This is a genomic window from Nonomuraea purpurea, assembly GCF_042650645.1.
Classification (GTDB): Bacteria; Actinomycetota; Actinomycetes; order Streptosporangiales; family Streptosporangiaceae; genus Nonomuraea; species Nonomuraea purpurea.
Window position 1 is genome coordinate 200,307 of sequence record NZ_JBHSBI010000010.1, and the last position, 23,217, is coordinate 223,523.

25 protein-coding genes are annotated in these 23,217 nt (G+C 70.6%); 17 read left to right on the forward strand and 8 right to left on the reverse strand.

The window, feature by feature from the left end; genetic code table 11:
- Positions 1 to 8: 8 nt before the first annotated feature.
- Complete coding sequence (locus ACFOY2_RS21370; protein WP_379529814.1) at positions 9 to 1,064, reverse strand: FUSC family protein; 1,056 nt, start codon at positions 1,062 to 1,064, stop codon at positions 9 to 11.
- Positions 1,065 to 1,263: 199 nt separating this feature from the next.
- Here ACFOY2_RS21370 and ACFOY2_RS21375 point away from each other — a divergent pair, with 199 nt between their 5' ends.
- Both ACFOY2_RS21375 and ACFOY2_RS21380 read left to right on the forward strand, forming a co-directional pair.
- Complete coding sequence (locus ACFOY2_RS21375) at positions 1,264 to 1,596, forward strand: PadR family transcriptional regulator (protein ID WP_379529815.1); 333 nt, start codon at positions 1,264 to 1,266, stop codon at positions 1,594 to 1,596.
- A complete protein-coding gene (locus ACFOY2_RS21380; protein WP_379529816.1) occupies positions 1,593 to 2,588 on the forward strand; it encodes a hypothetical protein in 996 nt (331 codons plus the stop codon). The genes ACFOY2_RS21375 and ACFOY2_RS21380 overlap by 4 nt, the downstream gene beginning before the upstream one ends.
- Positions 2,589 to 2,649: 61 nt before the next feature.
- On the opposite strand, the gene ACFOY2_RS21385 is transcribed toward ACFOY2_RS21380, so the two are convergent.
- Complete coding sequence (locus ACFOY2_RS21385) at positions 2,650 to 3,318, reverse strand: alpha/beta fold hydrolase (protein WP_379529817.1); 669 nt, start codon at positions 3,316 to 3,318, stop codon at positions 2,650 to 2,652.
- Between the two features lie 43 nt (positions 3,319 to 3,361).
- Between ACFOY2_RS21385 and ACFOY2_RS21390 the strand changes: the two genes are divergently transcribed.
- The 9 genes from ACFOY2_RS21390 (at position 3,362) to ACFOY2_RS21430 (ending at position 10,238) form a co-directional block, all read left to right on the forward strand.
- Positions 3,362 to 3,751 carry a VOC family protein gene (locus ACFOY2_RS21390; protein ID WP_379529818.1) on the forward strand — a complete coding sequence of 130 codons (390 nt, stop codon included), beginning with the start codon at positions 3,362 to 3,364 and terminating at the stop codon, positions 3,749 to 3,751.
- Positions 3,752 to 3,847: 96 nt separating this feature from the next.
- On the forward strand, positions 3,848 to 4,939 hold the full coding sequence (locus ACFOY2_RS21395; RefSeq protein ID WP_379529819.1) for a barbiturase: 1,092 nt from the start codon (positions 3,848 to 3,850) through the stop codon (positions 4,937 to 4,939).
- A gap of 97 nt (positions 4,940 to 5,036) precedes the next feature.
- Positions 5,037 to 5,567: an SseB family protein gene (locus ACFOY2_RS21400; protein ID WP_379529820.1), complete on the forward strand. Its 531-nt coding sequence runs from the start codon at positions 5,037 to 5,039 to the stop codon at positions 5,565 to 5,567.
- Between the two features lie 52 nt (positions 5,568 to 5,619).
- Positions 5,620 to 6,213 carry a prepilin peptidase gene (locus ACFOY2_RS21405; protein ID WP_379529821.1) on the forward strand — a complete coding sequence of 198 codons (594 nt, stop codon included), beginning with the start codon at positions 5,620 to 5,622 and terminating at the stop codon, positions 6,211 to 6,213.
- Positions 6,214 to 6,256: 43 nt separating this feature from the next.
- Entirely contained in the window at positions 6,257 to 7,438 is a 1,182-nt protein-coding gene (gene aroC / locus ACFOY2_RS21410) for a chorismate synthase (protein ID WP_379529822.1), read from the forward strand.
- Positions 7,435 to 7,935, forward strand: a complete 501-nt coding sequence (locus ACFOY2_RS21415) for a shikimate kinase (protein WP_379529823.1) — start codon at positions 7,435 to 7,437, stop codon at positions 7,933 to 7,935. The genes aroC and ACFOY2_RS21415 overlap by 4 nt, the downstream gene beginning before the upstream one ends.
- Entirely contained in the window at positions 7,932 to 9,002 is a 1,071-nt protein-coding gene (gene aroB, locus ACFOY2_RS21420) for a 3-dehydroquinate synthase (RefSeq protein WP_379529824.1), read from the forward strand. The genes ACFOY2_RS21415 and aroB overlap by 4 nt, the downstream gene beginning before the upstream one ends.
- A gap of 49 nt (positions 9,003 to 9,051) precedes the next feature.
- A complete protein-coding gene (gene aroQ / locus ACFOY2_RS21425; protein ID WP_379529825.1) occupies positions 9,052 to 9,486 on the forward strand; it encodes a type II 3-dehydroquinate dehydratase in 435 nt (144 codons plus the stop codon).
- Positions 9,483 to 10,238 (forward strand): SGNH/GDSL hydrolase family protein, encoded by a 756-nt coding sequence (locus ACFOY2_RS21430; protein WP_379529826.1) that lies wholly within the window; start codon positions 9,483 to 9,485, stop codon positions 10,236 to 10,238. The genes aroQ and ACFOY2_RS21430 overlap by 4 nt, the downstream gene beginning before the upstream one ends.
- A 362-nt stretch (positions 10,239 to 10,600) precedes the next feature.
- Here the strand turns inward: ACFOY2_RS21430 and ACFOY2_RS21435 are convergent, their stop codons facing one another.
- The gene (locus tag ACFOY2_RS21435; protein ID WP_379529827.1) at positions 10,601 to 12,595 is read right to left on the reverse strand and encodes an ATP-dependent DNA helicase; all 1,995 of its coding nucleotides are present in this window, start codon (positions 12,593 to 12,595) and stop codon (positions 10,601 to 10,603) included.
- Between the two features lie 229 nt (positions 12,596 to 12,824).
- On the opposite strand from ACFOY2_RS21435, the gene ACFOY2_RS21440 reads away from it, so the two are divergent.
- Positions 12,825 to 14,117, forward strand: coding sequence for a hypothetical protein (locus tag ACFOY2_RS21440; RefSeq protein WP_379529828.1), 1,293 nt, complete (start codon positions 12,825 to 12,827; stop codon positions 14,115 to 14,117).
- A gap of 345 nt (positions 14,118 to 14,462) precedes the next feature.
- Entirely contained in the window at positions 14,463 to 16,037 is a 1,575-nt protein-coding gene (locus ACFOY2_RS21445; RefSeq protein WP_379529829.1) for a Na+/H+ antiporter, read from the forward strand.
- Positions 16,038 to 16,098: 61 nt separating this feature from the next.
- On the opposite strand, the gene ACFOY2_RS21450 is transcribed toward ACFOY2_RS21445, so the two are convergent.
- The 5 genes from ACFOY2_RS21450 to ACFOY2_RS21470 form a co-directional block, all read right to left on the reverse strand.
- Positions 16,099 to 16,356 carry a ubiquitin carboxyl-terminal hydrolase 14 gene (locus ACFOY2_RS21450; protein ID WP_379529830.1) on the reverse strand — a complete coding sequence of 86 codons (258 nt, stop codon included), beginning with the start codon at positions 16,354 to 16,356 and terminating at the stop codon, positions 16,099 to 16,101.
- Positions 16,357 to 16,555: 199 nt separating this feature from the next.
- On the reverse strand, positions 16,556 to 18,655 hold the full coding sequence (locus ACFOY2_RS21455; protein ID WP_379529831.1) for a transglycosylase domain-containing protein: 2,100 nt from the start codon (positions 18,653 to 18,655) through the stop codon (positions 16,556 to 16,558).
- 155 nt (positions 18,656 to 18,810) lie between these two features.
- A complete protein-coding gene (gene bla / locus ACFOY2_RS21460) occupies positions 18,811 to 19,701 on the reverse strand; it encodes a class A beta-lactamase (RefSeq protein ID WP_379529832.1) in 891 nt (296 codons plus the stop codon).
- 95 nt (positions 19,702 to 19,796) lie between these two features.
- Positions 19,797 to 21,047 carry an MFS transporter gene (locus ACFOY2_RS21465; protein ID WP_379529833.1) on the reverse strand — a complete coding sequence of 417 codons (1,251 nt, stop codon included), beginning with the start codon at positions 21,045 to 21,047 and terminating at the stop codon, positions 19,797 to 19,799.
- The gene (locus ACFOY2_RS21470; RefSeq protein WP_379529834.1) at positions 21,040 to 21,639 is read right to left on the reverse strand and encodes an ArsR/SmtB family transcription factor; all 600 of its coding nucleotides are present in this window, start codon (positions 21,637 to 21,639) and stop codon (positions 21,040 to 21,042) included. Before ACFOY2_RS21470 ends, ACFOY2_RS21465 begins: the two co-directional genes overlap by 8 nt.
- 96 nt (positions 21,640 to 21,735) lie before the next feature.
- Here ACFOY2_RS21470 and ACFOY2_RS21475 point away from each other — a divergent pair, with 96 nt between their 5' ends.
- The 4 genes from ACFOY2_RS21475 to ACFOY2_RS21490 are packed head-to-tail and all read left to right on the forward strand — an operon-like array spanning position 21,736 to position 23,190.
- Positions 21,736 to 22,122, forward strand: coding sequence for a hypothetical protein (locus ACFOY2_RS21475; protein ID WP_379529835.1), 387 nt, complete (start codon positions 21,736 to 21,738; stop codon positions 22,120 to 22,122).
- 44 nt (positions 22,123 to 22,166) lie between these two features.
- Complete coding sequence (locus ACFOY2_RS21480) at positions 22,167 to 22,493, forward strand: YidH family protein (RefSeq protein ID WP_379529836.1); 327 nt, start codon at positions 22,167 to 22,169, stop codon at positions 22,491 to 22,493.
- 1 nt (position 22,494) lies between these two features.
- Positions 22,495 to 22,830 (forward strand): DUF202 domain-containing protein, encoded by a 336-nt coding sequence (locus ACFOY2_RS21485; RefSeq protein ID WP_379529837.1) that lies wholly within the window; start codon positions 22,495 to 22,497, stop codon positions 22,828 to 22,830.
- Between the two features lie 57 nt (positions 22,831 to 22,887).
- Positions 22,888 to 23,190, forward strand: a complete 303-nt coding sequence (locus ACFOY2_RS21490; RefSeq protein WP_379529838.1) for a hypothetical protein — start codon at positions 22,888 to 22,890, stop codon at positions 23,188 to 23,190.
- Positions 23,191 to 23,217: the final 27 nt, after the last annotated feature.

The following is a 23,217-nucleotide window of genomic DNA, read 5'->3' on the forward strand; positions in this document are numbered from 1 at the left end:
CATTGGGGTCACGTTTGCCCTGTTTTCGGGTGGGCTAACTCTTTCGGGACGTCGAGCGGCGGCAGCGCCGCCACCGCCTCCTCGCGTTCCGTGCCGGTCGCCTGCAGCAGGTCCACGATGATGGACCGGAGTTGAGCGATCATCACATCCGCCGAGAATCCCCACCGCTCCGAGCCCTGCCGCGACGCCACCGACAGGATCGCCTGAGCGGCCTGCTCCGGAGTGCGTCCGGCGGCCAGCTCTTCGCGCAGCACCAGGGTGGCCTCGGCGAGTTCGCGCAGCGCCCCGGGCATCCACGGCGGCAGTGGGCTGGAGCCGTCGAGCGCCACGATGGCCCGCCTGGCCAGCACCCTGGCGTTCCTGAGCGCGTGGTCGAGAGGCACGGCCGCCTTCTCGTACCCCTCCAGGCGGGTGCGGCGGTGGCGGTGCAGCGGCGAGATCGTGGCGATCTCCCTGCTGGTCTCCAGCGCCTGCCTGAACTCCTCCACGTTCGACTGGGTGCCCCGAGCGGCGTGCAGGGCCTCGGCGGCCAGGCCCGAGTCGCAGCGCTCGATGGCCTCCGCGGTCCGCCGCAGCGCGTCCGCCAGCGCGTCGAACATCCCCGAGGCGTGCCGCGTGGCCAGCGCGGACGGGCTGGCGGGCAGCAATGCGACGGCCGCCAGCCCCATCAGGCCGCCGAGCAGGGCGTCCAGCATCCTGTCGAACCCGCCGGTGCCGCTCGGCGGCAGCAGCGTGGCCACCAGCACCGCCGAGGAGCCGGCCTGGAGCACGATCAGCGAGCCGCTGTCGAGCACCACCGCGGCGGCCATCGCCAGCGCCACCACGAGCGCGATCTGCCAGGCGCCCGAGCCGATCCACGACACCAGCAGGTCGCCCACGCCGACGCCCACGCTGACCCCGACGACCAGCTCGACCACCCGCCGCAGCCGCTGGCCCAGGCCGACGCCGATGCACACCACGACCGCGATGGGGGCGAAGAAGGGGCGGCTGTGGCCGAGCACGTCCTTGGCGATGAGCCAGGCCAGCGCCGCGGCGACGGCGCACTGGCCGATCGAGGGCGCCATCAACCTCAGACGACCCAGGCGCTGGTGTACATGCATGTCGACCACGCCTCTACCCTGGCCCGCGCACGTGACACGGGGGTTACGCGCAGGTTCAGGCGCGCGAAAACCGTCAGGGGCTGGACGAGTAAGTCCTGAGCCGGGTCAGTGGGCATAGGCGATCTTGGCCATGCCTATATCCTGACTTGCATGATATGCTGGGATGGTGAACATTACAGAGCCCATGTTCCTGGCGCTCACCGCCCTGGTCGATGAGCCGCGCCACGGTTACGGCATCGTCCAGGAGGTCGACCGGCTCTCCGGCGGGCGGGTGCAGCTCAAGATCGGTTCCCTGTACGGCGTCCTCGACCGGCTGGCCGCAGAGGGGCTGGTCGAACTCGACCACGAGGAGGTCCAGCAGGGGCGGCTGCGCCGCTACTACCGGCTGACCGACTCCGGCGCGCGCGCCCTTCACGAGGACGCCACCCGGCTCGCCGACACCGCCAGTGTGGCGATCACCCGCCTGCGAGCCAGGACCGCCGGAGGCGCCGCGTGACCGCGTCCCTGCTGGAACAGCGTTACCGCCACGTCCTGCGACTGCTTCCCGCCTCCTACCGCGCCGAGCGCGAGGAGGAGATGGTGGCCGAGTTCATGGACATGTCCGGCGAGGTGCCCGACGAGGTGAACCCCCGTCCGCGCTGGGGCGAGATCGCCAGCGTGCTGGCACTGTCCGTCCGGATCCGGCTCGGCATCACTCCTCAGTACGTCGCCTGGGGCGAGACCGTGCGGCTCGTCGCGGTGCTCGGAGTGGCCTTCCACGCATTGACCGCACTGTCCGCCGTCGCGGACCTGGTTGTCAGCGTCACCGTCCTGGGAGAACCGCAGTTCGTCGGCATGCCCGGCTCCACGGAACGGCTGTTCAAGATCGGCGAGGCGGCTGCGCTCTGCCTGTGGGTTGTCGCCTTTGTGGCGCTCATGCGGGGACGCGCCCGGCTGGCCAAGGTGACGGCGGCGCTGGGCGGCGCCTGGTCCCTGTTCCTGGTCGACATCCACGGTTCCTCCCTGATGGGAGCGTCCTCCGTGCTGCTCGTGGCGGTGCCGGTGCTGGCCACGCTGGTGGGCTTCCACGGCGACGCCCCACCGGCCCGCCGTCCCTGGTGGGTGGCCCTGCTGCCACTGACGGCAGTGACGCTGCTGGCGTGGGCGGCCCCCTTGCTGATGACCGAGGACACGCTGTGGTTGTACCCCTGGCTCAATCGGATGGGCATCGCCGTCCTGGCGGTCGTGGTGGTCGGGACGCACTGGCTGGTCAGGGGCGGGTCACCGGCACTGCCGCTCGCGCTGGCGATCCTGGGGGCCCTGGCGCTGCTCACCCGCCTGCCAGAGCTGGGCTGGAATCCCCCCGACACCAACCCCGACTTCGTGGGCGAGATCTACTGGACCTCGATGCTGGTCCAGTGCGTAGCGCTGGGTGTGATGACGGTGACACTTGCCGTCGCCGGCCTCCGGGCGCTCCCCGCCACACGGGTGGCGTGGTCGGTCAGGTAGTCCTCGACGGCCGCTGAATGCTTGTCACTTCCTCATGGCTGTGCAGTACCAACAGCGCGCGTCAGGAGTCCAGGAACGCCTCCACCGTGCGCAGGAAGTCGGCGCGGGCGTTCACGTGGATGAGGTGCCCGACCTCGATCACCACGAACTGCGCCCCCGGGATCCGCTCGGCGACCTGTCCCGCGTCGAACAAGCTCTGTTTGCCGCCGCCGATCACCAGGGTCGGCGCCGTGATCTTTCCGAGCCCGTCGATCCAGGCCGGGTCGGGGTCGAGGAGCTGGCGCTCGGTGTCGTGCATCATCCGCCAGTCGAACCCGGTGGAGTCGTCCTCCACCAGGGGCAGGCGCCCTTCGAGCGGGCTCGGCGGCACCGGATCCTCCAGGACGAGCCGCTCGACCCGGCCGGGGTGGCGCATGGCCAGGTGGTAGGCCACCGCGCCGCCGAGCGAGTGGCCGATCAGCGTGGCGCGGTCGGCGCCGAGGTGATCGAGCAGCCCGGCGACGTCCTCGGCCATGGCGGGCAGCGGGTAGACGCCCGGGCGGTCGCTGGCGCCGTGGCCGCGCAGGTCGGGGACGACGACGTGGTGGCGGGCGGCGAAGTGCCGGGTGATGCCGTTCCAGTCGTTGTGGTTGGCGGTGCGGCCGTGCAGGAGCAGCAGCGGGGGAGCGGCTGGGTCGCCTTCCTCGCGGTATACGAGTTTGATCCCGTTTACGTGCGCTTCGCGAATCACATCCGCGACCCTACCGGCCGCCCCGGTGGGGTACTCATGTCGCATGGCATGCCGTATCAGCGAATTGGTGATGGACAGCCGCGACCCCGAGCGTCTGGCGGCGTTCTGGTGCGAGGTGCTCGGCTACGTGGTGCACGATCGGATCGAGGGGAGCGTCCGGATCGGCCCGCCCGGCTCGGGGTTCGGCGGCCCTTGGCCGACCATCGCCTTCAACCCCACCAACCACCCCAAGGCCGGCAAGCTCCCGCTGCACATCGACGTCAACCCGACCGATCGTGATCAGGCGGGCGAGCTCGACCGCCTGCTGGCCCTCGGCGCCCGCCCCGCCGACGTCGGGCAGAGCGGCGACGAGCCCTGGCACGTGCTGGCCGACCCGGAAGGCAACGAGTTCTGCCTGCTGCGCGAGCGGCTGGACCCGGTCGGCGCACCTTGACATCGTCGGAGGGGTTCGTGGGCAGACATTGACCATGAACCACGCTGACCCGCTCGGCTAGCGTCGCGAAAGGGTACGGGAGGAAAGGGACTTCACATGCCGGAACCGATCGAAGTGCGCAAGGTGCCGATCGAGAGTGTCACCGACGCCTCCGGCCTGTCGCGGCTCATCGCCGACGGGGTGATCGAGGCGCGCCGGGTGCTCGCCGTCATCGGCAAGACCGAGGGCAACGGCGGGGTGAACGACTACACGCGCATCCTCGCCGACCGCGCCTTCCGCGAAGTGCTGGCCGAGCACGGCCACCCGGCCCCCGACAGCGTGCCGCTGGTGTGGTCGGGCGGCACCGACGGAGTCCTGAGCCCGCACGCCACCATCTTCGCCACCACCGCCGACGCGCCCGCCTCCGACGAGCCGAGGCTGTCGGTGGGCGTGGCCATGAGCGAGGTGATCCTGCCCGAGGACATCGGCAGGCCCGCCATGGTGGAGAAGGTCGCCGCCGGGGTCCGCGAGGCCATGAAGATCGCCGGGATCGACGATCCGCGCGACGTGCACTACGTGCAGACCAAGACGCCGCTGCTCACCCTGTCCACCATCAGCGAGGCCAAGAGCCGGGGCCAGGACACCGCCATCGAGGAGACCGGCCCCTCCATGGACCTGTCCAACTCCACCACCGCCCTCGGCATCGCCGTCGCCCTCGGCGAGATCGACATGCCGCGCGCCGACCAGATCCACAAGGACCTGTCGCTGTACTCGTCGGTCGCCTCCTGCTCGTCGGGCGTGGAGCTGGACCGGGCGCAGATCGTCCTGGTCGGGAACGTCCGCGGCGTCGGCGGACGCTACCGCATCGGCCACGGCGTCATGAAGGACGCCCTGGACGCCGACGGCATCTGGGACGCGATCAGGGACGCGGGCCTGCCGCTGCCCGACCGGCCGCACCCTTCCGACCTCGGAGACCGGCTGGTGAACGTGTTCATGAAGTGCGAGGCCGACCCGTCGGGGCGGGTGCGCGGGCGGCGCAACATCATGCTCGACGACTCCGACGTGCACTGGCACCGGCAGATCAAGGCCGCGGTGGGCGGGGTCGCGGCCGCCGTCACGGGCGATCCGGCGGTCTTCGTCTCGGTGGCCGCCGTCCACCAGGGGCCTTCCGGCGGCGGCCCGGTGGCGGCCATCGCCGACCTGGGGTAGGGGGCGGGGCGGCTGGCGCTCACATCCAGGTCCGACCGTCCCTTGGCCATCGAACCCGCGCTCGGGGCGAGTCCCGGCGCGGGTAGTCTCGGTGGTTGTGCCGAGCATCCCGCAACCCCTTGACCCCCACGACGACGGCGGTGCCGCGCCCGCCGTGACCGCCGCGCTCGCCGCCTATGAGGCGGGCACGGCCGAGGCCGCCGACGTGCTGAACGCCCTCAGCGGCGCCCGGCTGCTCGTTCCCGTCGTCGCCCTGCTGACCGAGTCCGAGGTCGGCGCGGGCGGGCTGCGGCAGGAGAAGGAGAGCGAGATGGCCCTGCCCAAGCTCGTCGGGCAGGACGGCAGGCAGGCGGTTCTGGCGTTCACCGGCGCGCAGGCGCTGGCCAGGTGGCGGCCCGACGCCAGGCCGATCCAGGCCACCACGCTCCAGGTCTGCCAGGCCGCCGTCCAGGAGCGCGCGGCCGCGGTCGTGGTGGACGTGGCCGGTCCCGTGCAGTTCGTGATCGAGGGGCAGGTCCTGGAGGCGCTGGCCGCGATCGAGTCCGGCACCCTCGACCGGCTCGGCGGCGTGACCATGGCCAAGGTGGAGCCGGCCCGCAAGCGCCGCTGGTTCTCCAGGAGGTCATAGCCGTTGCGGTGATCGGCGCGCTTGCGGCGGCGGGCGCGGTTAGGGTGCGCTCGTGGTCGCACTCATGGCGTTGATCGGCCTGGTCTGCGGGCGTGCCGTCCGGGCGCTGGCCGACTCCTACGACTCTCGCGGCGGCGGCGTCATGCCCGTGCCCGCCTGGCCCCCGGCCGTGGAGGTGCTGACCGCCGCCGTGGCCGCGCTCGTCGCCTGGCGGATCGGGCCGCCATTCGTGTGCTTCGCCGTGATCGGCACGGCGCTGGCCGTGATCGACTGGCGTACCTGCCTGCTGCCCGACGCGATCACGCTCCCGGCGTACCCGATCATGGCGCTGGCCCTCCTGCCGACGGGAGAACTGCCCAGGGCGCTGGCCGGCGGGGCGGCGCTGGCGGCCGCCTACGGGCTGCTCTGGTTTCTCCGCCCGGACGCCATGGGCCTGGGCGATGTCAAACTGGCAGGCCTGATCGGCATGGCGAGCGCGGCACTGAGCTGGCAGGCGCTGATCGTCGCCGCCGTCTGCGGCCAGTTACTCGGCGCCGTCTACGGCCTGGCCCTGCTGCTGACCAGGCGCGGAACCAGGCACACCGAGTTCCCCTTCGGCCCGTTCATGCTGCTCGGCGCGTTCGCGACACTCGGTCTCACCTGGTGAACGTGGGACGTCTCACTGGAGAGCACATGGAAGACTTATACGTATGTTGCGCTGGTTGACCGCCGGAGAATCTCACGGACCCGAACTCGTCGCCATCCTCGAAGGCCTCCCGGCCGGAGTGGAGGTGACCACGGCCGCGATCGACGAGGCCCTGCGCCGCCGCAGGCTCGGTTACGGGCGCGGCGCCCGCATGAAGTTCGAGCAGGACCAGGTGACGATCGTGGGCGGCATCCGCCACGGGCGCACCATGGGCAGCCCCGTCGCCATCCGCATCGGCAACACCGAGTGGCCCAAGTGGGAGAAGGTGATGGCCGCCGACCCGGTCGACCCGGCCGAGCTGGAGGGGCTGGCGCGCAATGCCCCCAGATCCCGGCCCCGCCCCGGCCACGCCGACCTGGCGGGCATGCAGAAGTACGGGTTCGACGACGCCAGGCAGGTGCTCGACCGGGCCAGCGCCCGCGAGACCGCGGCCCGCGTCGCGCTCGGCGAGGTCGCCAGGCGCTTCCTCAAGCAGGCGCTCGGCGTCGACATCATCAGCCACGTCACCGAACTCGGCGGCGCCCGCACCCCGTCGGAAGACCTGCCCGGCCCCGGCGACCTGGGCCGAATCGACGACGACCCGGTCCGGTGCTTTGACCCCGAGGGCAGCGCCGCCATGGTCGCCGTGATCGACAAGGCCCACAAGGACGGCGACACGCTCGGCGGCGTCGTCGAGGTGCTCGCCTACGGCCTGCCGCCCGGCCTGGGCAGCTACACCCACTGGGACCGCAGGCTCGACTCCAAGCTCGCCGCCGCCCTCATGGGCATCCAGGCGATCAAGGGCGTCGCGGTCGGCGACGGCTTCGAGACCGCCAGAAGGCCGGGCTCATGCGCCCACGACGAGATCGAATACACCACCGACGAGGGCGTCCGGCGCATCACCAACCGCGCGGGCGGCATCGAGGGCGGCATGACCAACGGCGAGATCCTGCGCGTCAGCGCCGCCATGAAGCCGATCTCCACGGTGCCCAGGGCGCTGGCCACGATCGACGTCAAGACCGGCGAACCGGCCAAGGCCCACCACGAACGCTCCGACGTGTGCGCCGTTCCCGCGGCCGGGATCGTGGCCGAGGCGATGGTCGCGCTGGCGCTGGCCGACGCGGCGATCGAGAAGTTCGGCGGCGACTCCGTGGAGGAAGTCGCCCGCAACCTGTCCGGATACCTCTCTTCCATGGTGATCAAATGACCAAGGCGGTGCTGATCGGGCCACCCGGCTCCGGCAAGACCACGCTCGGGCAACTCCTCGCCGAGCGGCTCGGCGTCGGATTCCGCGACACCGACACCGACATCGAGGCCGTGGCCGGCAAGCCCGTCTCCGACATCTTCGTCGAGGACGGCGAGGCCCGCTTCCGCGAGCTGGAGCACGAGGCCGTGCGCCGTGCGCTGGCCGAACACGACGGCATTCTGTCGCTGGGCGGCGGCGCCGTGCTGAACGAGGAGACACAGGCGCTGCTCGCCGGCCACCACGTCGTCTACCTGCAGGTGGGGCTCTCCGACGCGGTCCAGCGGGTCGGGCTCGCCTCCGCCAGGCCACTGCTCGTGCTCAACCCGCGCAGCCGGCTCAAGAAGCTCATGGAGGAGCGGCGGCCCGTCTACGAGCGGCTGGCCGTGGTGACCGTGGTGACCGACAAACGAGAGCCGGAAGAGCTCGCCGACGAGATCGTGAAGGGGCTGCCCGCATGAGCGCGACGCGGATCCCCGTACGCGGAGACAGCCCGTACGACGTGGTGATCGGCACCGGCGTGCTGGCCGAGCTGCCCACGCTGCTCAAGCCCGGCGTGCGCACGGCCGCGGTCATCCGCCCCGAGACCCTGCCCGAGATCTCCAGGCCCGTCTGCGCGGCGCTGTCCGAGGCCGGCTACGAGGTCGTCGAGCTGCCCGTGCCCGACGGCGAGCAGGCCAAGACCGTCGAGGTCGCCGCCCAGCTCTGGTCCGCGCTCGGCCGCCACGGTGTCACCCGCTCCGACGCCGTAGTGGGCGTGGGCGGGGGAGCGACGACCGACCTGGCCGGGTTCGTGGCCGGCACGTGGCTGCGCGGCGTCCAGGTCGTGCTCGTGCCCACGACGCTGCTGGCCATGGTCGACGCGGCCGTCGGCGGCAAGAACGGCATCGACACCCCCGAGGGCAAGAACCTCGTGGGCACCTTCCTGCCGCCCGCGGGCGTCCTGTGCGAGCTGTCCACGCTCACCAGCATGCCCAAGGCCGACTACGTGGCCGGGCTGGCCGAGATCATCAAGGGCGGCTTCATCGCCGACCCCGTCATCCTCGACCTCGTCGAAGCCGACCCCGAGGCCGCCACCAGGCCCGACGGGCCCCACACCCGCGAGCTGATCGAACGCAAGATCCAGGTCAAGGCCGACGTCGTCGGCGCCGACCTGCGCGAGGCCGGGCTGCGCGAGATCCTCAACTACGGCCACACGCTCGCCCACGCCATCGAACGTGACGAGCACTACGCCATCCGCCACGGCGAGGCCGTCGCCATCGGCATGGTCTACGCCGCCGAGCTGTCCAGGCTCTCCGGCCGCGCCGACCTCGTCGCCCGTACCCGCTCCATCCTCACCGGCGTCGGCCTGCCCATCGGCTACCGCGCCGACGCCTGGCCGCGCCTGCGCGAGCACATGCGCCTGGACAAGAAGAACCGCGGCGCCAAACAGCGCTTCGTGGTGCTCGACGACCTGGCCAAGCCGGGCCGCCTCGAAGACCCGGCCGAAGAACTCCTCGAAGCCGCCTACAAGGAGATCTCCGCATGATCCCCGTGAACCTCCTCGGCACCCGCGAGCCCGTCAAGGAGATCTCCGCATGATCCTGGTGTTGAACGGCCCCAATCTCCAGCGCCTCGGCACCCGCGAGCCGTCCGTCTACGGTGCCGAGACCCTCCAGGACCTGGCCGACCTCTGCCGCGACACCGGCAGGAAGCTCGGCGAGCACGTCGAGGTGCGCCAGACCGACGACGAGGCCGAGATGATCGGCTGGATCCACGAGGCCATCGACGGCCGCATCCCCGTGGTGCTCAACCCGGCCGCCTTCACCCACTACTCCTACGCCCTGCGCGACGCCATCGCCCAGCGCACCGCCCCGCTCGTCGAGGTCCACATCTCCAACCCGGCCGCCAGAGAAGAGTTTCGACACACCTCGGTCGTCGCCGGGGTGGCGACGGGCACCATCGCGGGGTTCGGACTACAGTCATACGTCCTTGCGCTGCACGCTATCGCGGAGAAGAAACCGACCTCATGAGGCACTACAAGTCCTTCGTCGCCCTCGGTGACAGCTTCACAGAAGGACTTAACGACCCCGGCACCAACGGGCGCTACCGTGGCTGGGCCGACCGGGTGGCCGAGCGGCTCGCCGCCGACGACCCCTCCTTCCGCTACGCCAACCTGGCCGTCCGCGGCAAACTGCTCGGCCAGATCGTCGCCGAGCAGGTGCCGCTGGCCGTCGAGATGGCCCCCGACCTGGTCAGCTTCTGCGCCGGAGGCAACGACCTGCTCAGACCGGGCAGCGACCCCGACGTGATGGCCAAACAACTCGCCCGCGCCGTGCGCGACCTGCGCGCCGGCGGGGCCGACGTGCTGCTGTTCACGGGCGTGGATCCGCGCGACACGCCGCTGATGCGCCGGCTGCGCGGCCGGTTCGCGATCTACTACCTGCACCTGCGTTCCATCGCCGACCTGTATGGGTGCCGGCTTGTCGACCAGTGGTCCATGCAGGGGCTGCGGGACTGGCGGGCGTGGAGCGTCGACCGGCTCCACATGAATGAGGACGGGCACCGGCTGGTGGCGGCCCGGGTGCTCGACGTGCTGGGGGTGCCGTTCGACGACTGGCGCAAGGAGTGGCCCGAACGGGTGGTCGACCCCCGCGCCCGGCGGCGCGAAGACGCCCAATGGATGCGCGAACACCTGGTCCCCTGGGTGTCCCGCCGCCTCCGGCGCTCCTCCTCGGGCGACGGGGTTTCTCCCAAGCGCCCGGAGCTCTCTCCGTTTTCTTGAATTTCCATCTTGCACGCGCTCCCATGGCCGGCCACCCGATTTGGGTTTTCATCTTGTACGCGCTGCCGTGGTCGGCCACCCGCCGCACTTCGGCTGATGGCCCTCCAGGAAACGGCCGCTGACCCTTCACCGGCTGGTCGCCGTTACGGTGCGAAACGATTGACCCGCTTCGTGGTCAAAACCCGGTTGCGTTGGCCAGGTCGCGTAACGGGTGTGCTGGCCGCCGTTCGCGTTGCGCCGAGCGCCGCCGTTGTGCTTCTCGCCGCACCGGCGCCTTGGGCGGCGAGTCAGCCTGCGGCGGCGGGCGCGTTCGTGTTCCGAGCCCTGGTGTTGGGCTGTCTCCACGTCCCCGGATGCGGGTGTCAGGACTCTGTGGACAGGCGTTTGAGGGCGGCTCGGGGGACGGTGGGGTCTGTGGTGCGCCAGAACGGGGGGAGGGAGCCCAGGAGGAAGCTGCTGTAGCGGGCCGTGGCCAGGCGGGGGTCGAGGACCGCGATGACGCCCTTGTCGGACTGGGAGCGCAGGAGGCGGCCGGCACCCTGGGCCAGGAGGAGGGCGGCGTGGGTGGCGGCGACCGACATGAAGCCGTTGCCGCCCTTGGCCACCACGTGGCGTTGCCTGGCCGAGGTCAGCGGGTCGTCGGGGCGGGGGAACGGTACCCGGTCGATGATGACCAGCCGCAGCGAGGGCCCCGGCACGTCCACCCCCTGCCACAGTGACAGCGTGCCGAACAGGCAGGTCGGCTCCTCTTCGGCGAACTGCTTGACCAGCAGCATCGTCGAGTCGTCGCCCTGGCACAGCAGCGGCACGTCCAGCCGGTCGCGCAGCGCTTCCGTGGCCGCCTTGGCCGCGCGCATCGACGAGAACAGCCCCAGTGTGCGCCCCCCGGCCGCTTCGATGAGCTCGGCGATCTCGTCGAGGTACTGCTGGGGCAGCCCGTCGCGGCCCGGCTGGGGCAGGTGTTTGGCGACGTACAGGATTCCGGCGCGCTGGTGGTCGAACGGCGAGCCCACGTCGAAGCCCTGCCAGCCCTTGCCGTCGCCGAGCCCCCATTGGGCGGCCAGGCCGTCGAAGGTGCCCCCGAGCGCGAGCGTGGCCGAGGTGAGGACCACCGTCCGCTCTCCGAACAGCCTCTCGCGCAGCATGCCGCTCACGCTCAGCGGCGCGACCCGCAGCATGGGCGGGCGCCGGTCGGTGCCCGCGTCGAGCCAGACCACCTCGGCCCGGTCGGCTTCGGACGCGTGTCCGTAGGCGTCGAGTATGCGGACGGCGGTGTCGTGCACCTCGTCGAGCGCCGTGAACGCGGCCTTGCGCTGCCCCGCCTTGTCCGGGTCGTCCTTGTCGGCGCCCCGGGGGCCCATGGCGGTGATGCAGCGCCAGGCGGTGTCGCGTACGAGCTGCAGGGTGAGCCCGAGCACCTGCGGCATGTCGTCGATGCGCCCGGCAGGCGCGGCGGCCAGCAGCGCCTTGAGGTCTTCTCCCGCCTCCATGAGCTGGTCGGCGATCGGCTGGTCGATCAGCCGGCCGACCCGGCGCACGGCGAGCATCACCGACGACTCCGACAGCTCGTTGGTCACCACCGAGGTGACCCGGTCGACCAGTTCGTGGGCCTCGTCCACGACCACGACCTCGTGCTCGGGCAGCACCGGCAGCTCGCCCATGGCGTCGATGGCCAGCAGCGCGTGGTTGGTCACGACCACGTCGACCTCGCCCGCCCGCGCTCTGGCCAGTTCGGCGAAGCACTCGGCCCCGCTCGGGCAGCGGTTGGCGCCCAGGCACTCCTGCGCGCTGACGGAGAACTGCCGCCAGGCCTGCTCGCTGACCCCGGGCACCAGTTCGTCGCGGTCGCCCGTCTCGGTCTCTTCCGCCCATTCCTGGATGCGCTGGACCATGCGCCCGGTCGCGCTCACCTCGCGCGGGTCGAAGAGCTGGTCCTGCTCGTCCTCCTCGGGCCAGCCCGCCGTCGCCTTGTAGCGGCACAGGTAGTTGCGCCGGCCCTTGAGGATCGCGAACGTCGGCTCGTGCGGCAGCTCCTTGCCCAGTGCCTCGGACAGCCTCGGCAGGTCGCGGTCGACGAGCTGGCGCTGCAGCGCGATGGTGGCCGTGGAGATCACGACGGGCTTCTCGCTGTCCATCGCGTGCCGGATCGAGGGCACCAGGTACGCCAGTGACTTGCCGGTGCCCGTGCCCGCCTGGACCGCGACGTGCTCCTGGTCGTCGATGGCTTTCTGAACGGCGTGGACCATCGTCATCTGGCCCTGCCGTTCGCTCCCTCCGAGAGCGTTGACCGCGATGCTGAGCAGCTCGTCCACTGACGGGAGATGGGAGTCCGGCACGGCAGTAAACGCTACCCGCATTCCCGAGTCGCCGTGCCGAACGGCGAGTGATCGGCCAGACGCATCCCGGCGTTCCGGGGCGCTTTCGCCGGCGCGCGTGGCACACTGGGCGATCGGGACTCCAACCGGTCGGTGAAAGCTTAACCCGGTGTGACCAGAGGGGTTCTCGGTGTAGATGGAAAGACCGGTTCCATAGGGTTTTCCGGGGTTGAGTGGACGAATAAAGGCTGGTTAAAGCAGTATGTCTGCCATGTCGGAAGTTGTCCCGTTGCCGTCGTTCGGCGAAGTCTTCTTCGATGCGCGAGGTCAGGAGCGTAGTCTCCGTGTCACGTGGCATGAGGGCACGCTGGTGCTCAGCTTGTGGCGGGGCGAAATGTGCACAGCGAGCTTCCGCATGCCGATGGAGGACGTCGGCCGGCTGCTCGACACCCTCGACGAGGGTTTCGCGGAGGCCACCGGCGAACAACCCGCCGTCCCCGCTCAGGAACCGGGCACCGAGGTCATCCCGGGCACCGGTACATACCAGCGGCCGGCGCAGATCACCGGGCAGCAGCTCGCGGCGCCGCAGCAACATGCGCCCGCCCCCCAGCACGCCCCGGCGCCTCCGCAGCACGCCCCCGCACCTCAACCGCAGGTCCCGCAGCAGCACGCGGACGACCGTCCGACCGCAGCCCTGTCGCCGAACGACGTCCTCGTGGCCAGGGGCACGCCGCCCGCGCACCAGGACAAGCTGGTGGCCTCCTACGGCGAGACGACCGCCCCGCGGGAGACGGCGGCCCCGGCCTATGGCGATCGGGCCCCGTTCACCGGCCCTCAGTACGTCGAATCGACCGCGCCGCAGCCCAAGTACGCCGGTGACCCCTTCAGCGGCCCCCAGTACATCTCCGACCCCCTCAGCGGGCCGCACCAGGTCCAGCCGGATACCTTCACCGGGCCGCAGTACGTCGAGAACGAGCCCGTCTACCAGATGTCCGGCGAGCAGCACCGCCCGTCGCCGCTGGGCACCGACCCGCTCGGCTTCCCCTCGCAGGCCGCGGAGCCGTACCAGCCCGCCCAGCAGCAGTACCCGTCCGATCCGTACGGGCGGCGCGCCGACAGCTACCTGCAGGCCGACAACTACCAGCAGCCGGACAACTACCAGCAAGCGGACCACTACCCGCAGCCCGACTACCAGCAGCCCGACGCATACCACCAGCAAACGCCTCAGCAGAGCCAGACGCAGCAGGCCGCCAGCGGGGCCGGGCTCGGCACGCCCATGCACGGCATCCCCGGTGCGGGCCGGCCCCGTCCGATGCCCCAGATGCGTCAGCAGGCTCCCCAGCAGCAGCCCGACTATTCGGCCTACCAGACCCCGCCGCCGTCCAACCCCGTGGACCCGCTGCTCGCCCTCGGCCGCCAGGACCAGTACCCCCCGCACGGCTCCGACCCGGCGGCCATGTCCCGGCCCTACGTCGGGGACCCCATGTTCTCCACCGGTGAACGCCTCCGGCCTGAGCAACAGCAGCAGGAATACCCTGACAGGAGCGACCGCAGGGAGTGGTGACCGCCCGGCCCGCTCGCCCCTGCGGGCGGTCGGGGTCCTTCCGGAACGACGATCGGACCGGGCGTCCCGACCGGCAACCGTGAGCCGCGGCGCGACCACCACGATCACACGGCGTATCCGGCCCAGTGGCGGGACGTTGGGAACGGCCGGTGCTTCGCATGCGGTGTGGTCGTTGTGGGGAATGACCAGGCCAGACGGCGAGTTCTGTTCAATTGCGTCTGAGCCGATCGTCCCGGACGGGGCTGCCTTCGAAGTGAGCTGATCGGGTCGGTCGCGCCTTTGTAGCGGAGTGAGCCGGCCGTGCCTTTATGGTGACGGTGCTCGGGCTGGGTGGGAGGAGGACCGGTGAATCCGATCTTGGGCCTGCAGTTGCTGGTGGTCGCCGCCGGTGCGATCGGCGTCGCGGCCATCGCGCGGCGCCGAGGATGGCCGGCGCCGCTGTTGCTGGTGGCCGCGGGGCTGCTGGTGTCGCCGCTGATCCCGCCGGTGCCACTCCAGCCGGAACTGGTCCTGTTCGTGTTCCTGCCGCCGCTGCTCTACTCCGCCGCCTTCGACAGCTCCTATCTGCGCCTGCGCGACGTCAGAAGGTCCGTGACGCTGCTGTCGGTCGGCCTGGTGCTGTTCACGACGGCTGTGGTGGGGTGGGTCGTCCACCTGCTCCTGCCCGACCTCCACCTGGCCCTGGCGTTCGCGCTGGGCGCCATCATCGCCCCGCCCGACGCCGTGGCGGCCGTCGCGGTCGGACGGCGACTGGGCCTGCCGCGCCGGTCGCTGACCATCCTCATCGGCGAGAGCCTGTTCAACGACGCCACCGCCCTGACCGCCTACCGCGTGGCCATCGGCGCGGCCGTGGGCGGCACCGTGAGCCTCCTGGACAGCATCGGGCAGTTCTTATTCGCCGCAGTGGGCGGCGTGGCGATCGGGCTCGCGCTGGCGTTCGCGTTCGCCTGGCTGTTCCAGCACACACGCGACTCGCTGGTCGAGAACACGCTGATGCTGCTGATCCCGTTCGCCGCCTACCTGGCGGCGGAGTCCGTGCACGCCTCAGGCGTGATCGCGGTCGTGATCGTCGGCCTCCACCTGGGCAACAGCATGCACCTGCGCGGGTTCGGGACGCGGCTGGTGTCCGGCGCGGTGTGGAAGGTCACCGACTTCTTCCTCGAAGCGATCGTGTTCGCGCTCATCGGGCTGCAACTCGTGACCGTGATCAGGGGCATCTCCGGCTACCGCCCCTGGGAGGTCGCCGGCTACGCCGCCGCCGTGCTCGGCGTGACGATCGTCAGCAGGTTCGTGTGGGTGTTCGCCACATACCTGCTCAAGCTCCTGAGCAAGGGAGACAGCCAGCCGACCGTGCCGCAGACGGTCATCCTCGGCTGGGCGGGCATGCGGGGCGTGGTGTCGCTGGCGGCCGCGTTCGCCATCCCGCCGGAGGTGCCGGAGCGGGACCGCGCCATGCTGCTGTTCCTGACGTTCACGACCGTGATCGGGACGCTGCTCATCCAGGGCATGACGTTCCCCTCGCTGATCAAGCGGCTGGGCGTCTCGAGCGAGCAGGAGCAGTACGAGGACCGCCTGGCGGAGGCGGCGGCCCAGCAGGCGGCGCTGGAGGCGGGCCTGGCGGAGCTGGAGCGCCTGGTGGCCGAGGTGGGCGAGCCCGACGAGATCCAGAAGCAGGTCATCGACCAGCTCAGGGAGAAGTCGTGGCGGCGCTCGCTGACCGCCTGGGAACGCCTCGGCGGCGGCACGGGGCCGGGCGGCGCCGAGACCCCCAGCGCCCTCTACCGGCGGCTGCGCCGCGAGATGCTCCAGGCCGAACGCCGGCTCTTCGTCCGCCTGCGCGACGAACGCCGCCTCGACGACGAGGTCCTGCGCAAGGTCATGGCCGAACTCGACTTCGAGGAAGCGATCCTGGAACGTTAGGAGCGGAATGCCTGACGGAAGGCGAACGGAGTGATGATCCAGACACCGGCCGGCAGCCCTGTCAAGCCATCTGGTTGTCCACGAAGCACCAGCGCCAGCTCTCACCGGGTTCGAACGACTGGATCACCGGATGCGTGGTCGTGTGGAAGTGCTGGGTGGCGTGCTTGCCGGGCGAAGAGTCGCAGCACCCGATGTGCCCGCACTCCAGGCACCGCCGCAGATGCACCCAGCGCCCCCCGACGGCCAGACACTCCTCGCAGCCCTCAGGTGTGTTCGCGGCCGGGTCGTCGACCTGGGAAAAATGCTCGCATGTTGCCATATCAGCAATCCTAGGCGCATCGTTCCAGCAGATTCCGGCCGGGCCCCTTGCGAGTTTCCGGGTGAACGCGGACATCGTGCTCATCGCGGAAAGTGACATAGGTCACACGATCCCGAGGAGCCGTGAGCTGATCGGCGCTGCCACGTTCACGCCGGTTGGTGGTTGCGACGTTGGGGTGGGGGGTGCCGGGGCGGGGTCGTCAGTTCGGTTCGGAGTGTTCCTGCTCCTGTTGAGTGGGGTCGGGCAGGAGTGGGTCGGTTTCTTCGGGTGGGTCCGGGCGGCAGTTCTGGTCGCAGCCGCCGAAGCGGGCCGTGTTGATCGGGGTGAACGGGGTCGGCGGCACGTTGACCAGCGCCGAGGTCATCGTGTCCTTCCAGATCGGGCCGGGGATGCTGGCTCCGGCGACCAAACCGTAGTGCCGGCCGCCGATCGTGACGCCGGTCAGCTTGTGTTTCTGGGAGCCGCGAGGGTCTCCGAGGCTGACGGCGGCGGCCAGGTTCGGGGTGAAACCGGCGAACCAGGCCGTCGCGTAGTCGTCCGTGGTGCCCGTCTTGCCCGCTGCTTCGCGGCCGATGCCTCCGACGTTGCGCATCGTGCCCTTGGTGAACACTCCCGACAGGACGTGGGCGGTGGCGTCCGCTACCTCGGGGTCGAGGGATTGGCGGCATTTGGGGCGGTAGCGGGTGGTTTTGCCGTCTCGGTCGGTGATGTGGGTGATCGCCATGGGCGTGCAGTGCCGGCCGCGGGCGGCGATGGCGGCGTAGGCGCTCGCGACCGTGACCGGGTCCATCTCGTTGATGCCGAGCGTGAATGTCTCGTACTCCTGCAGCTCCTTGCCGTCAGAGCGGCGGACGCCGAGCGACTTGGCCGTCTCGACCGTGGCGCAGAGCCCGACCCGGCGTTCGAGTTCCATGAAGAACGTGTTCACCGACCCCCACGTGCCGGTCCGCAGCGTCTTCCAGCCGGGGGAGCCCTCGTCGTTGGTGACGGTGTGGGTCGGGTCGCCGATGTTCTGGCCCGCGCAGTTCTTGAACGTCGAGTAGCCGGGGGCCCGGTAACCGGCGCCCGCCTCGAACCCGTCGTCGACCTTCATGCCCTGGCGCAGCGCGGTGATCAGGGTGAACGTCTTGAACGTGGAACCCGCCTGGAAACCGACCCCGCCGCCGTGCGCGGCGTCGGCGACCACGTTGTAGGAGATCTGGTTCCTGGCCGCGTTCGAGCCGTATCGTCTGCTGGCCGCCATGGCCTTGATCGCGCCGGTGCCCGGTTCGACCAGCGCCTCGGAGGCGACCGGGTGGTCGGACGCGCCGACCCACTTCTTGATCGCCTGGTCGGCTGCAGCCTGCATGGTGGGGTCGATCGTGGTTTTGATCGTCAGGCCGCCGCGGTTGAGCATCGCCAGGCGGGCCTTGGCCGTGCGGCCGAAGTCGGTGTTGCTCAGGATCTCGTGCCGGACGTAGAGGCAAAAGTAGGGATATTTGCTGGATTCGCAGCCGCCGGGGAGTTTCGTGCCCTTGTAGCCGAGCTTCGCGGCCTGGGCCTTCTCCGCCTCGGCTGGGGTGATCTTGCCCAGCTCGGCCATCCGGGCCAGCACGACGTTGCGGCGCTTCAGCAGCCGTTCGCGCTGCTCCCTGCCCAGGTTGGGGTCGGTGGCGTTCGGATCCTGTACGGCGCCCGCCAGCGTCGCCGCCTGCGGCAGCGTCAGCTTCCTGGCCGTGACGCCGAAGAAGCGCTTGGCCGCCGCCTCGACGCCGTAGGCGCCCGCGCCGAAGTAGGCGATGTTCAGATATTTCTCAAGGATTTGGTCCTTGGTGTATTTGTCCTCGACCCCCATGGCGTACCGCAGCTCGTTCAGCTTGCGCGCGTAGCTGGCCTCCAGGGCCGCGTTCCGCTCCTTGTCGGTCGTGGCCGAGTTCAGCAGCACCTGCTTGACGTACTGCTGGGTAATGCTCGACCCGCCCTGGCTGACCCGGCCCGAGCTCATGTTCTTGGCCAGCGCGCGGAGCGTGCCCTCGATGTCGATCGCGCCGTGCTCGTAGAAGCGGTAGTCCTCGATCGCCACGATCGCCGTCTTCATGATGCCGGCGATCTCGTCGAAGCCGACGACCTCGCGGTACTCCTCGTAGAAGCGCGCGATCTCCTTGCCGTCGCGGTCCTGCACGATCGTGACCTCGGCCGGCGGCGGCTCCACGAGGGCGGCCGGCTTGAGGTTCACCTCCTCGGCCGCCGCCATGAACCCGAACCCCGCGCCCCCGACGGCGGGGACCGCGATCCCCGCCACGAGCAGGCCCGCCGTCACCCCGGCGACGGCAAGCCCAACGACCTTCGCCCCCCGAGCGCCCCGAGCGCCCCGAGCCCCCCGAGTCGCCCGAGCCCCCCGAGGCTCGGACGTTCCCCCAGACGTCACCTGAGTCCTGGCAGTCCCGCCAGTCCCCTGAGTCCCCCGACCGGCCATCAGAGTCTGCCGAGCCCGCGGGCCAGGATGGTGGCGGTGTCCGCGATGGCCTTGTCGCCGGCCGTGGCGTCAGGGGCCGTGCGGTTGGTGTAGATCGCCATGATGATGGGGGCGGCCGACTTCTTCGGCCAGATGACGGCGATGTCGTTGGCGAGCCCGGCCGTAGCATTCGTGCCCGTCTTGTCGCCGACGGTCCAGGTCTTGGGCAGGCCGGCGCGGATGCGGTTGTCGCCGGTCGTGGCGGCGATCAGCCAGCCGTTCAGCCGCTCGCGGCTCTTGGCGTCGAGCGCCTTGCCGGCCGAGAGCGCCCGCAGGTCGCGGGCGGCGGCAGCGGGCGTCGTGGTGTCGCGCTTCTCCTTGGGCGTCCAGTCGTTCAGCTCGGTCTCCCAGCGGTCGAGCCGGGAGAGCGGGTCCTTGAGCGTACGGAAGTACCCGGTCAGGCCGGCCGGGCCGCCGACCTGCTTGAGCACCATGTTGCCCGCGGTGTTGTCGCTCACGGTCACGGTCGCCTCGCAGAGCTGGGCGACCGTCAGCCCGTCGGCCACGTGCTTCTCGGTGACGGGGGAGTGCGGCTTCAGGTCGTCGGTCGTCCACTTGACGACCTTGTCCATCAGGCCGGGGGCGGAGGTGCGGGCCTTGTGCAGCGCGGCCCCGCAGACGAACGCCTTGAACGTGGACAGCAGCGGGAACCGCTCGCCTGCCCGGTAGGCCAGGGTCTTGCCCGTGCCGGTGTCGATGGCGTACGCGCCGATGCGTCCCTTGAAGGAGCTCTCCAGCGCCCGCAGCTCCTTCGTGACCTGCACCTTGGGCTCTGCCGACGCCGGTGTCGCGCCTCCGGCCAGGAGGGAGAGCACCAGAGCGGCCGCTGCCGCCAGACGGCTGTGTCGCATGTCAGATCCTTTGTCGTCGTCCGTCGGACGGCAGGAGCAAAGCAGATGCGATCAGCCGATGTCTAATAGCGATATCACCAACGAATCGATATCCATTATCGAATGATCCCAGGTCGGAAGGCCAGAACGAGCAGGCCGGCGACGATCAGCCCGCCCGCGTGCAGGCACAGGGTCGCGACGATGCCGAGCGTGCCGCCGAGCACCCCGGCCAGTGCCGTGCCGAGCAGGGCCGTGGCGGCGTGGGCGCTGCCCAGCAGGCCGATGACGGCGCCCCGGTGCTCGTCGGCGGTGACCGTCTGGGCCAGTGTGGTGAAGCCCGCCATCGCCGCCGCCGCCGGAGCCCCGGCCAGCCCGATCAGCACGAGCGCCGGCCACAGCGCGGGCACGGCCAGCGGGTAGACGAACAGCGCCAGGTCGGTCAGCCCGAACACGATCGTCGCGCCGCCGAGCAACGTCCAGGGCTTGGCCGCGCCCGCGTACGCCGCCACGAGCAGACCGCCGGCGATCCCGCCGACCGCCTGCACCGACAGGAACAGGCCGTAGGCGTCACCGCCGCCGCCGAGCACCTCCGCGACGAAGGGCGCGGCGAGCGTGGAGAAGATGCCCTCGCCCAGCCCGGCGATCGCCATGTAGGCGACCAGCAGCCGCACGCCCGCGTGCCGCGCGGCCAGCCGCAGCCCGGCGGCCCACTGCCCGCCCATCGACGTCGTCGCGGACGGGCGGCCCGGCGTGCGCAGACTCGCCTGGAGCGCCGCCGAGATCGCGAAGCTGGCCACGTCGATCAGGACGACGGCGCCGAGCCCTCCCGCGCTGACCGCGACCCCGCCCAGCATCGCCCCCAGCAGCCGGGCGATCTGCCCGCACTGGGCGTGCAGGGCGTTGGCCCGCACGAGCTGCTCCCGCGCCACGAGCTGGGGGACGAGCGCCTTCTGCGCGGGAGGCAGCAGCGTGCCCAGGACCCCGGTCCACAGGGCGACGCCGTAGACGATCCAGATCTGGGACGGCTCGTGGACGGCCAGGAGCGGCAGCAGCCCGAGCGCGAGCAGCACGTCCGTGCCGACCAGCAGCCGGCGGCGGTCCCAGCGGTCGGCCAGGACCCCGGCCACCGACCCGAGCAGCACGTCGGGCAGTCGCGTGATCAGCAGCATGGTCGCGGTGGCCAGCGTGGAGCCGGTGAGCTGGTAGACGTAGAAGGCCAGCCCGGTGCTGATCACCCAGTCGCCGGTCTGGGAGATCACGCTGGCGGCCAGCAGCCGCCGGAAGTCGCGGTTGCCGCGCAGGAGCCCCCGTAAGCCGTTCCCCCGAATCGGGGACGAGCCCTCGTCCGCGGGCGGCGCCTCAGTCACCGGACTCCGTCGGCCGCAGCGGGACGCAGATCTGGGTCAGCAGCACCGGCCGCGCCCCGGGCGGCCGCGATGACGGGTCGGCCCCGCGGGCCATCAGCGGCTCCAGCAACCCCCAGATGGCCGAGCTGATCTCCGCGAACTCCTCGGGCGTGGTGTAGAGGTAGGCGTTGCCGATTCCGCCGGCCGGCCGCCACTCCTCGGGCTCGTCGGCCCGCCGCTGCTGCCAGTCGATCAGCCGCGACAGCGCCCGCTCGGCCATGACCTGCTCGAGCAGGCTTCTGGCGGCCGATTGCTCGGGATCCGTCCCCGACCCGTTCCAGTCCTGGGCGGTCTCGGTCACCTTCCACGGCCGTTCCCGCTCGTCACGGGCCTCGGCCTGGACGGCGAAGCCGTACTTGGCCAGTTGCCGCAGGTGGTAGGAGGCCAGCGCCTGGCTGATGCCGACCTCTCTGGCCGCCTCCGCGGCGGTCATCGTGCCCATGCGCATCAGCAGCTCGTGCAGCTCCAGGCGGACGGGATGGGCGAAGGCCCGCATCGCCGCGGGATCGTCGAGCCGCCGTCGCGCCCGCCCCTGCGTTGATTCCAAAGACATGCTTGGAATCTTCGGCGCGCTGCTGCGTCGATATCAAGGGTTTGTTTGGAATGACGGTCACGCCGCGTGGCCGGGCAGTTGGGTAGTGTCCAAACCATGCGTCACCTCAAGAGCCGGTTCCTGCCTCTCACCGTCTTCGCCATGGCTGTCTTCGCCGCCGGGTGCGGTGAGGTCAACAGCACCATCGACAAGGCCCAGGCGTGTCTGGAGGCCCCGAAGATCGTCACCGACCTGGGCGCGCAGATCGCCAAACTCACCAACGACCCCCAGGCCATGGACAAGGCCATCGACGATGCCGCGGCCAAGCTCAACGAGACGGCCGACAAGGCCGCCAACACCACGCTCAAAGAAGCCAGCGACGACCTGGCCAAGACCCTGAGCGGCATCAACGTCGACAATGTCAACGACGCCGTCGACGCGGTCCAGAAGGTCGGCACCGACAGCGCCGCCTACCTGGAGAAAGTGGCCCAGGCCTGCAGCTAACCCGGTTTCTTTAGGGGAAATGGGGACGAATTACCGTTTTTCCTATGGAACCCGACCCGCGTTTCACCTTGGCCAATGAACGCACCTTCCTCACCTGGCTGAGCACGGCGCTGGCGCTCAGTGCGGGTGGGGTGGCCATGGCGGCGGTTCCCGCCGACGTGTTCGTGCCGTGGATCCGTACCGCGCTGGCCGTGGTGCTGGTCACACTGTCCGCGCTGGCGGCGGGCATGGCCTACCCGCGCTGGCGCAACATCCAGCGTGCCCTGCGCCGGCAGGACCCGCTGCCGCCGCCCGCGCTCGCGGCCGTCTTCGGCTACGGGGTGGCGGCGGTGGCGATCATGGCTCTGATCCTCATCATCCTGGCCGCCTGACATGGCACCCGAAGAGGAGATCTGGGACAAGGGGCTGCAGAGCGAGCGCACCCGGCTGGCCTGGGTGCGCACGGCCGTGGCCCTGTCGACCGGCGGGCTCGGCGCGGCAGGAGTGTCGCTCAGGAACGCCCTGCCCGTGCCGGCGACCGTCGCCTTCGCGCTGGCCGCGCTCTGCGGCGGCGTGCTGCTGATCAGAACGCGGGCGCGCTTCCGCCGCGTGCAGGAGGCGCTGCACGGAGGCAGGCCGCTGGAGGCCGGACTGGACGTGCTGTTCGCCTGGCTTGGCACGATCAGCGTGGTAGCAGGCGCTTTCGCCTTTGTTCTCACCGTTCGGTAAGACGGCTTGCGGGATTCGGAGCGGCGGGCGGACACTCGAAGTAAGGGGGTGACCGCCTTGGTCGAAGAATTCAAGATCGTGCCCTTCGAGTGCCGGGGCTGCTGGCACGTCTGGGAAGAGGAGTACGTCGTCCGGCACGTCGACGACCGTCGCGGCAACGAGCGGGAGGTCTGGCTGCGTGACGGCCTGCCCGTGCCGCCGCCTTCGTCGGGTGTCATCTGCCCGCGCTGCGGGTCCCAGCAGGCCACCACGTTCCCGGAGGGTTATCTCGCCCATCATCCGGAGCTGATCCCGTCCGTCGAGCCCACCGCGCCGGACGCGACTCCGCTGCTCAGCCCGGTCAGAAAACCGCTTTACTGACGAATAACCTGACACTTGGTGAGCATT

Coding starts and splice junctions, on each gene's coding strand:
- ACFOY2_RS21485 (WP_379529837.1), top strand. CDS start 22,495: ATGGCACCCGAAGAGGAGATCTGGGACAAGGGGCTGCAGAGCGAGCGC.
- ACFOY2_RS21415 (WP_379529823.1), top strand. CDS start 7,435: ATGACCAAGGCGGTGCTGATCGGGCCACCCGGCTCCGGCAAGACCACG.
- ACFOY2_RS21370 (WP_379529814.1), bottom strand. CDS start 1,064: ATGGCGCCCTCGATCGGCCAGTGCGCCGTCGCCGCGGCGCTGGCCTGG.
- ACFOY2_RS21375 (WP_379529815.1), top strand. CDS start 1,264: ATGGTGAACATTACAGAGCCCATGTTCCTGGCGCTCACCGCCCTGGTC.
- ACFOY2_RS21395 (WP_379529819.1), top strand. CDS start 3,848: ATGCCGGAACCGATCGAAGTGCGCAAGGTGCCGATCGAGAGTGTCACC.
- aroB (WP_379529824.1), top strand. CDS start 7,932: ATGAGCGCGACGCGGATCCCCGTACGCGGAGACAGCCCGTACGACGTG.
- bla (WP_379529832.1), bottom strand. CDS start 19,701: ATGCGACACAGCCGTCTGGCGGCAGCGGCCGCTCTGGTGCTCTCCCTC.
- ACFOY2_RS21475 (WP_379529835.1), top strand. CDS start 21,736: ATGCGTCACCTCAAGAGCCGGTTCCTGCCTCTCACCGTCTTCGCCATG.
- ACFOY2_RS21435 (WP_379529827.1), bottom strand. CDS start 12,595: ATGCGGGTAGCGTTTACTGCCGTGCCGGACTCCCATCTCCCGTCAGTG.
- ACFOY2_RS21430 (WP_379529826.1), top strand. CDS start 9,483: ATGAGGCACTACAAGTCCTTCGTCGCCCTCGGTGACAGCTTCACAGAA.
- ACFOY2_RS21470 (WP_379529834.1), bottom strand. CDS start 21,639: ATGTCTTTGGAATCAACGCAGGGGCGGGCGCGACGGCGGCTCGACGAT.
- aroQ (WP_379529825.1), top strand. CDS start 9,052: ATGATCCTGGTGTTGAACGGCCCCAATCTCCAGCGCCTCGGCACCCGC.
- ACFOY2_RS21480 (WP_379529836.1), top strand. CDS start 22,167: ATGGAACCCGACCCGCGTTTCACCTTGGCCAATGAACGCACCTTCCTC.
- ACFOY2_RS21450 (WP_379529830.1), bottom strand. CDS start 16,356: ATGGCAACATGCGAGCATTTTTCCCAGGTCGACGACCCGGCCGCGAAC.
- aroC (WP_379529822.1), top strand. CDS start 6,257: ATGTTGCGCTGGTTGACCGCCGGAGAATCTCACGGACCCGAACTCGTC.
- ACFOY2_RS21390 (WP_379529818.1), top strand. CDS start 3,362: ATGGCATGCCGTATCAGCGAATTGGTGATGGACAGCCGCGACCCCGAG.
- ACFOY2_RS21440 (WP_379529828.1), top strand. CDS start 12,825: ATGTCGGAAGTTGTCCCGTTGCCGTCGTTCGGCGAAGTCTTCTTCGAT.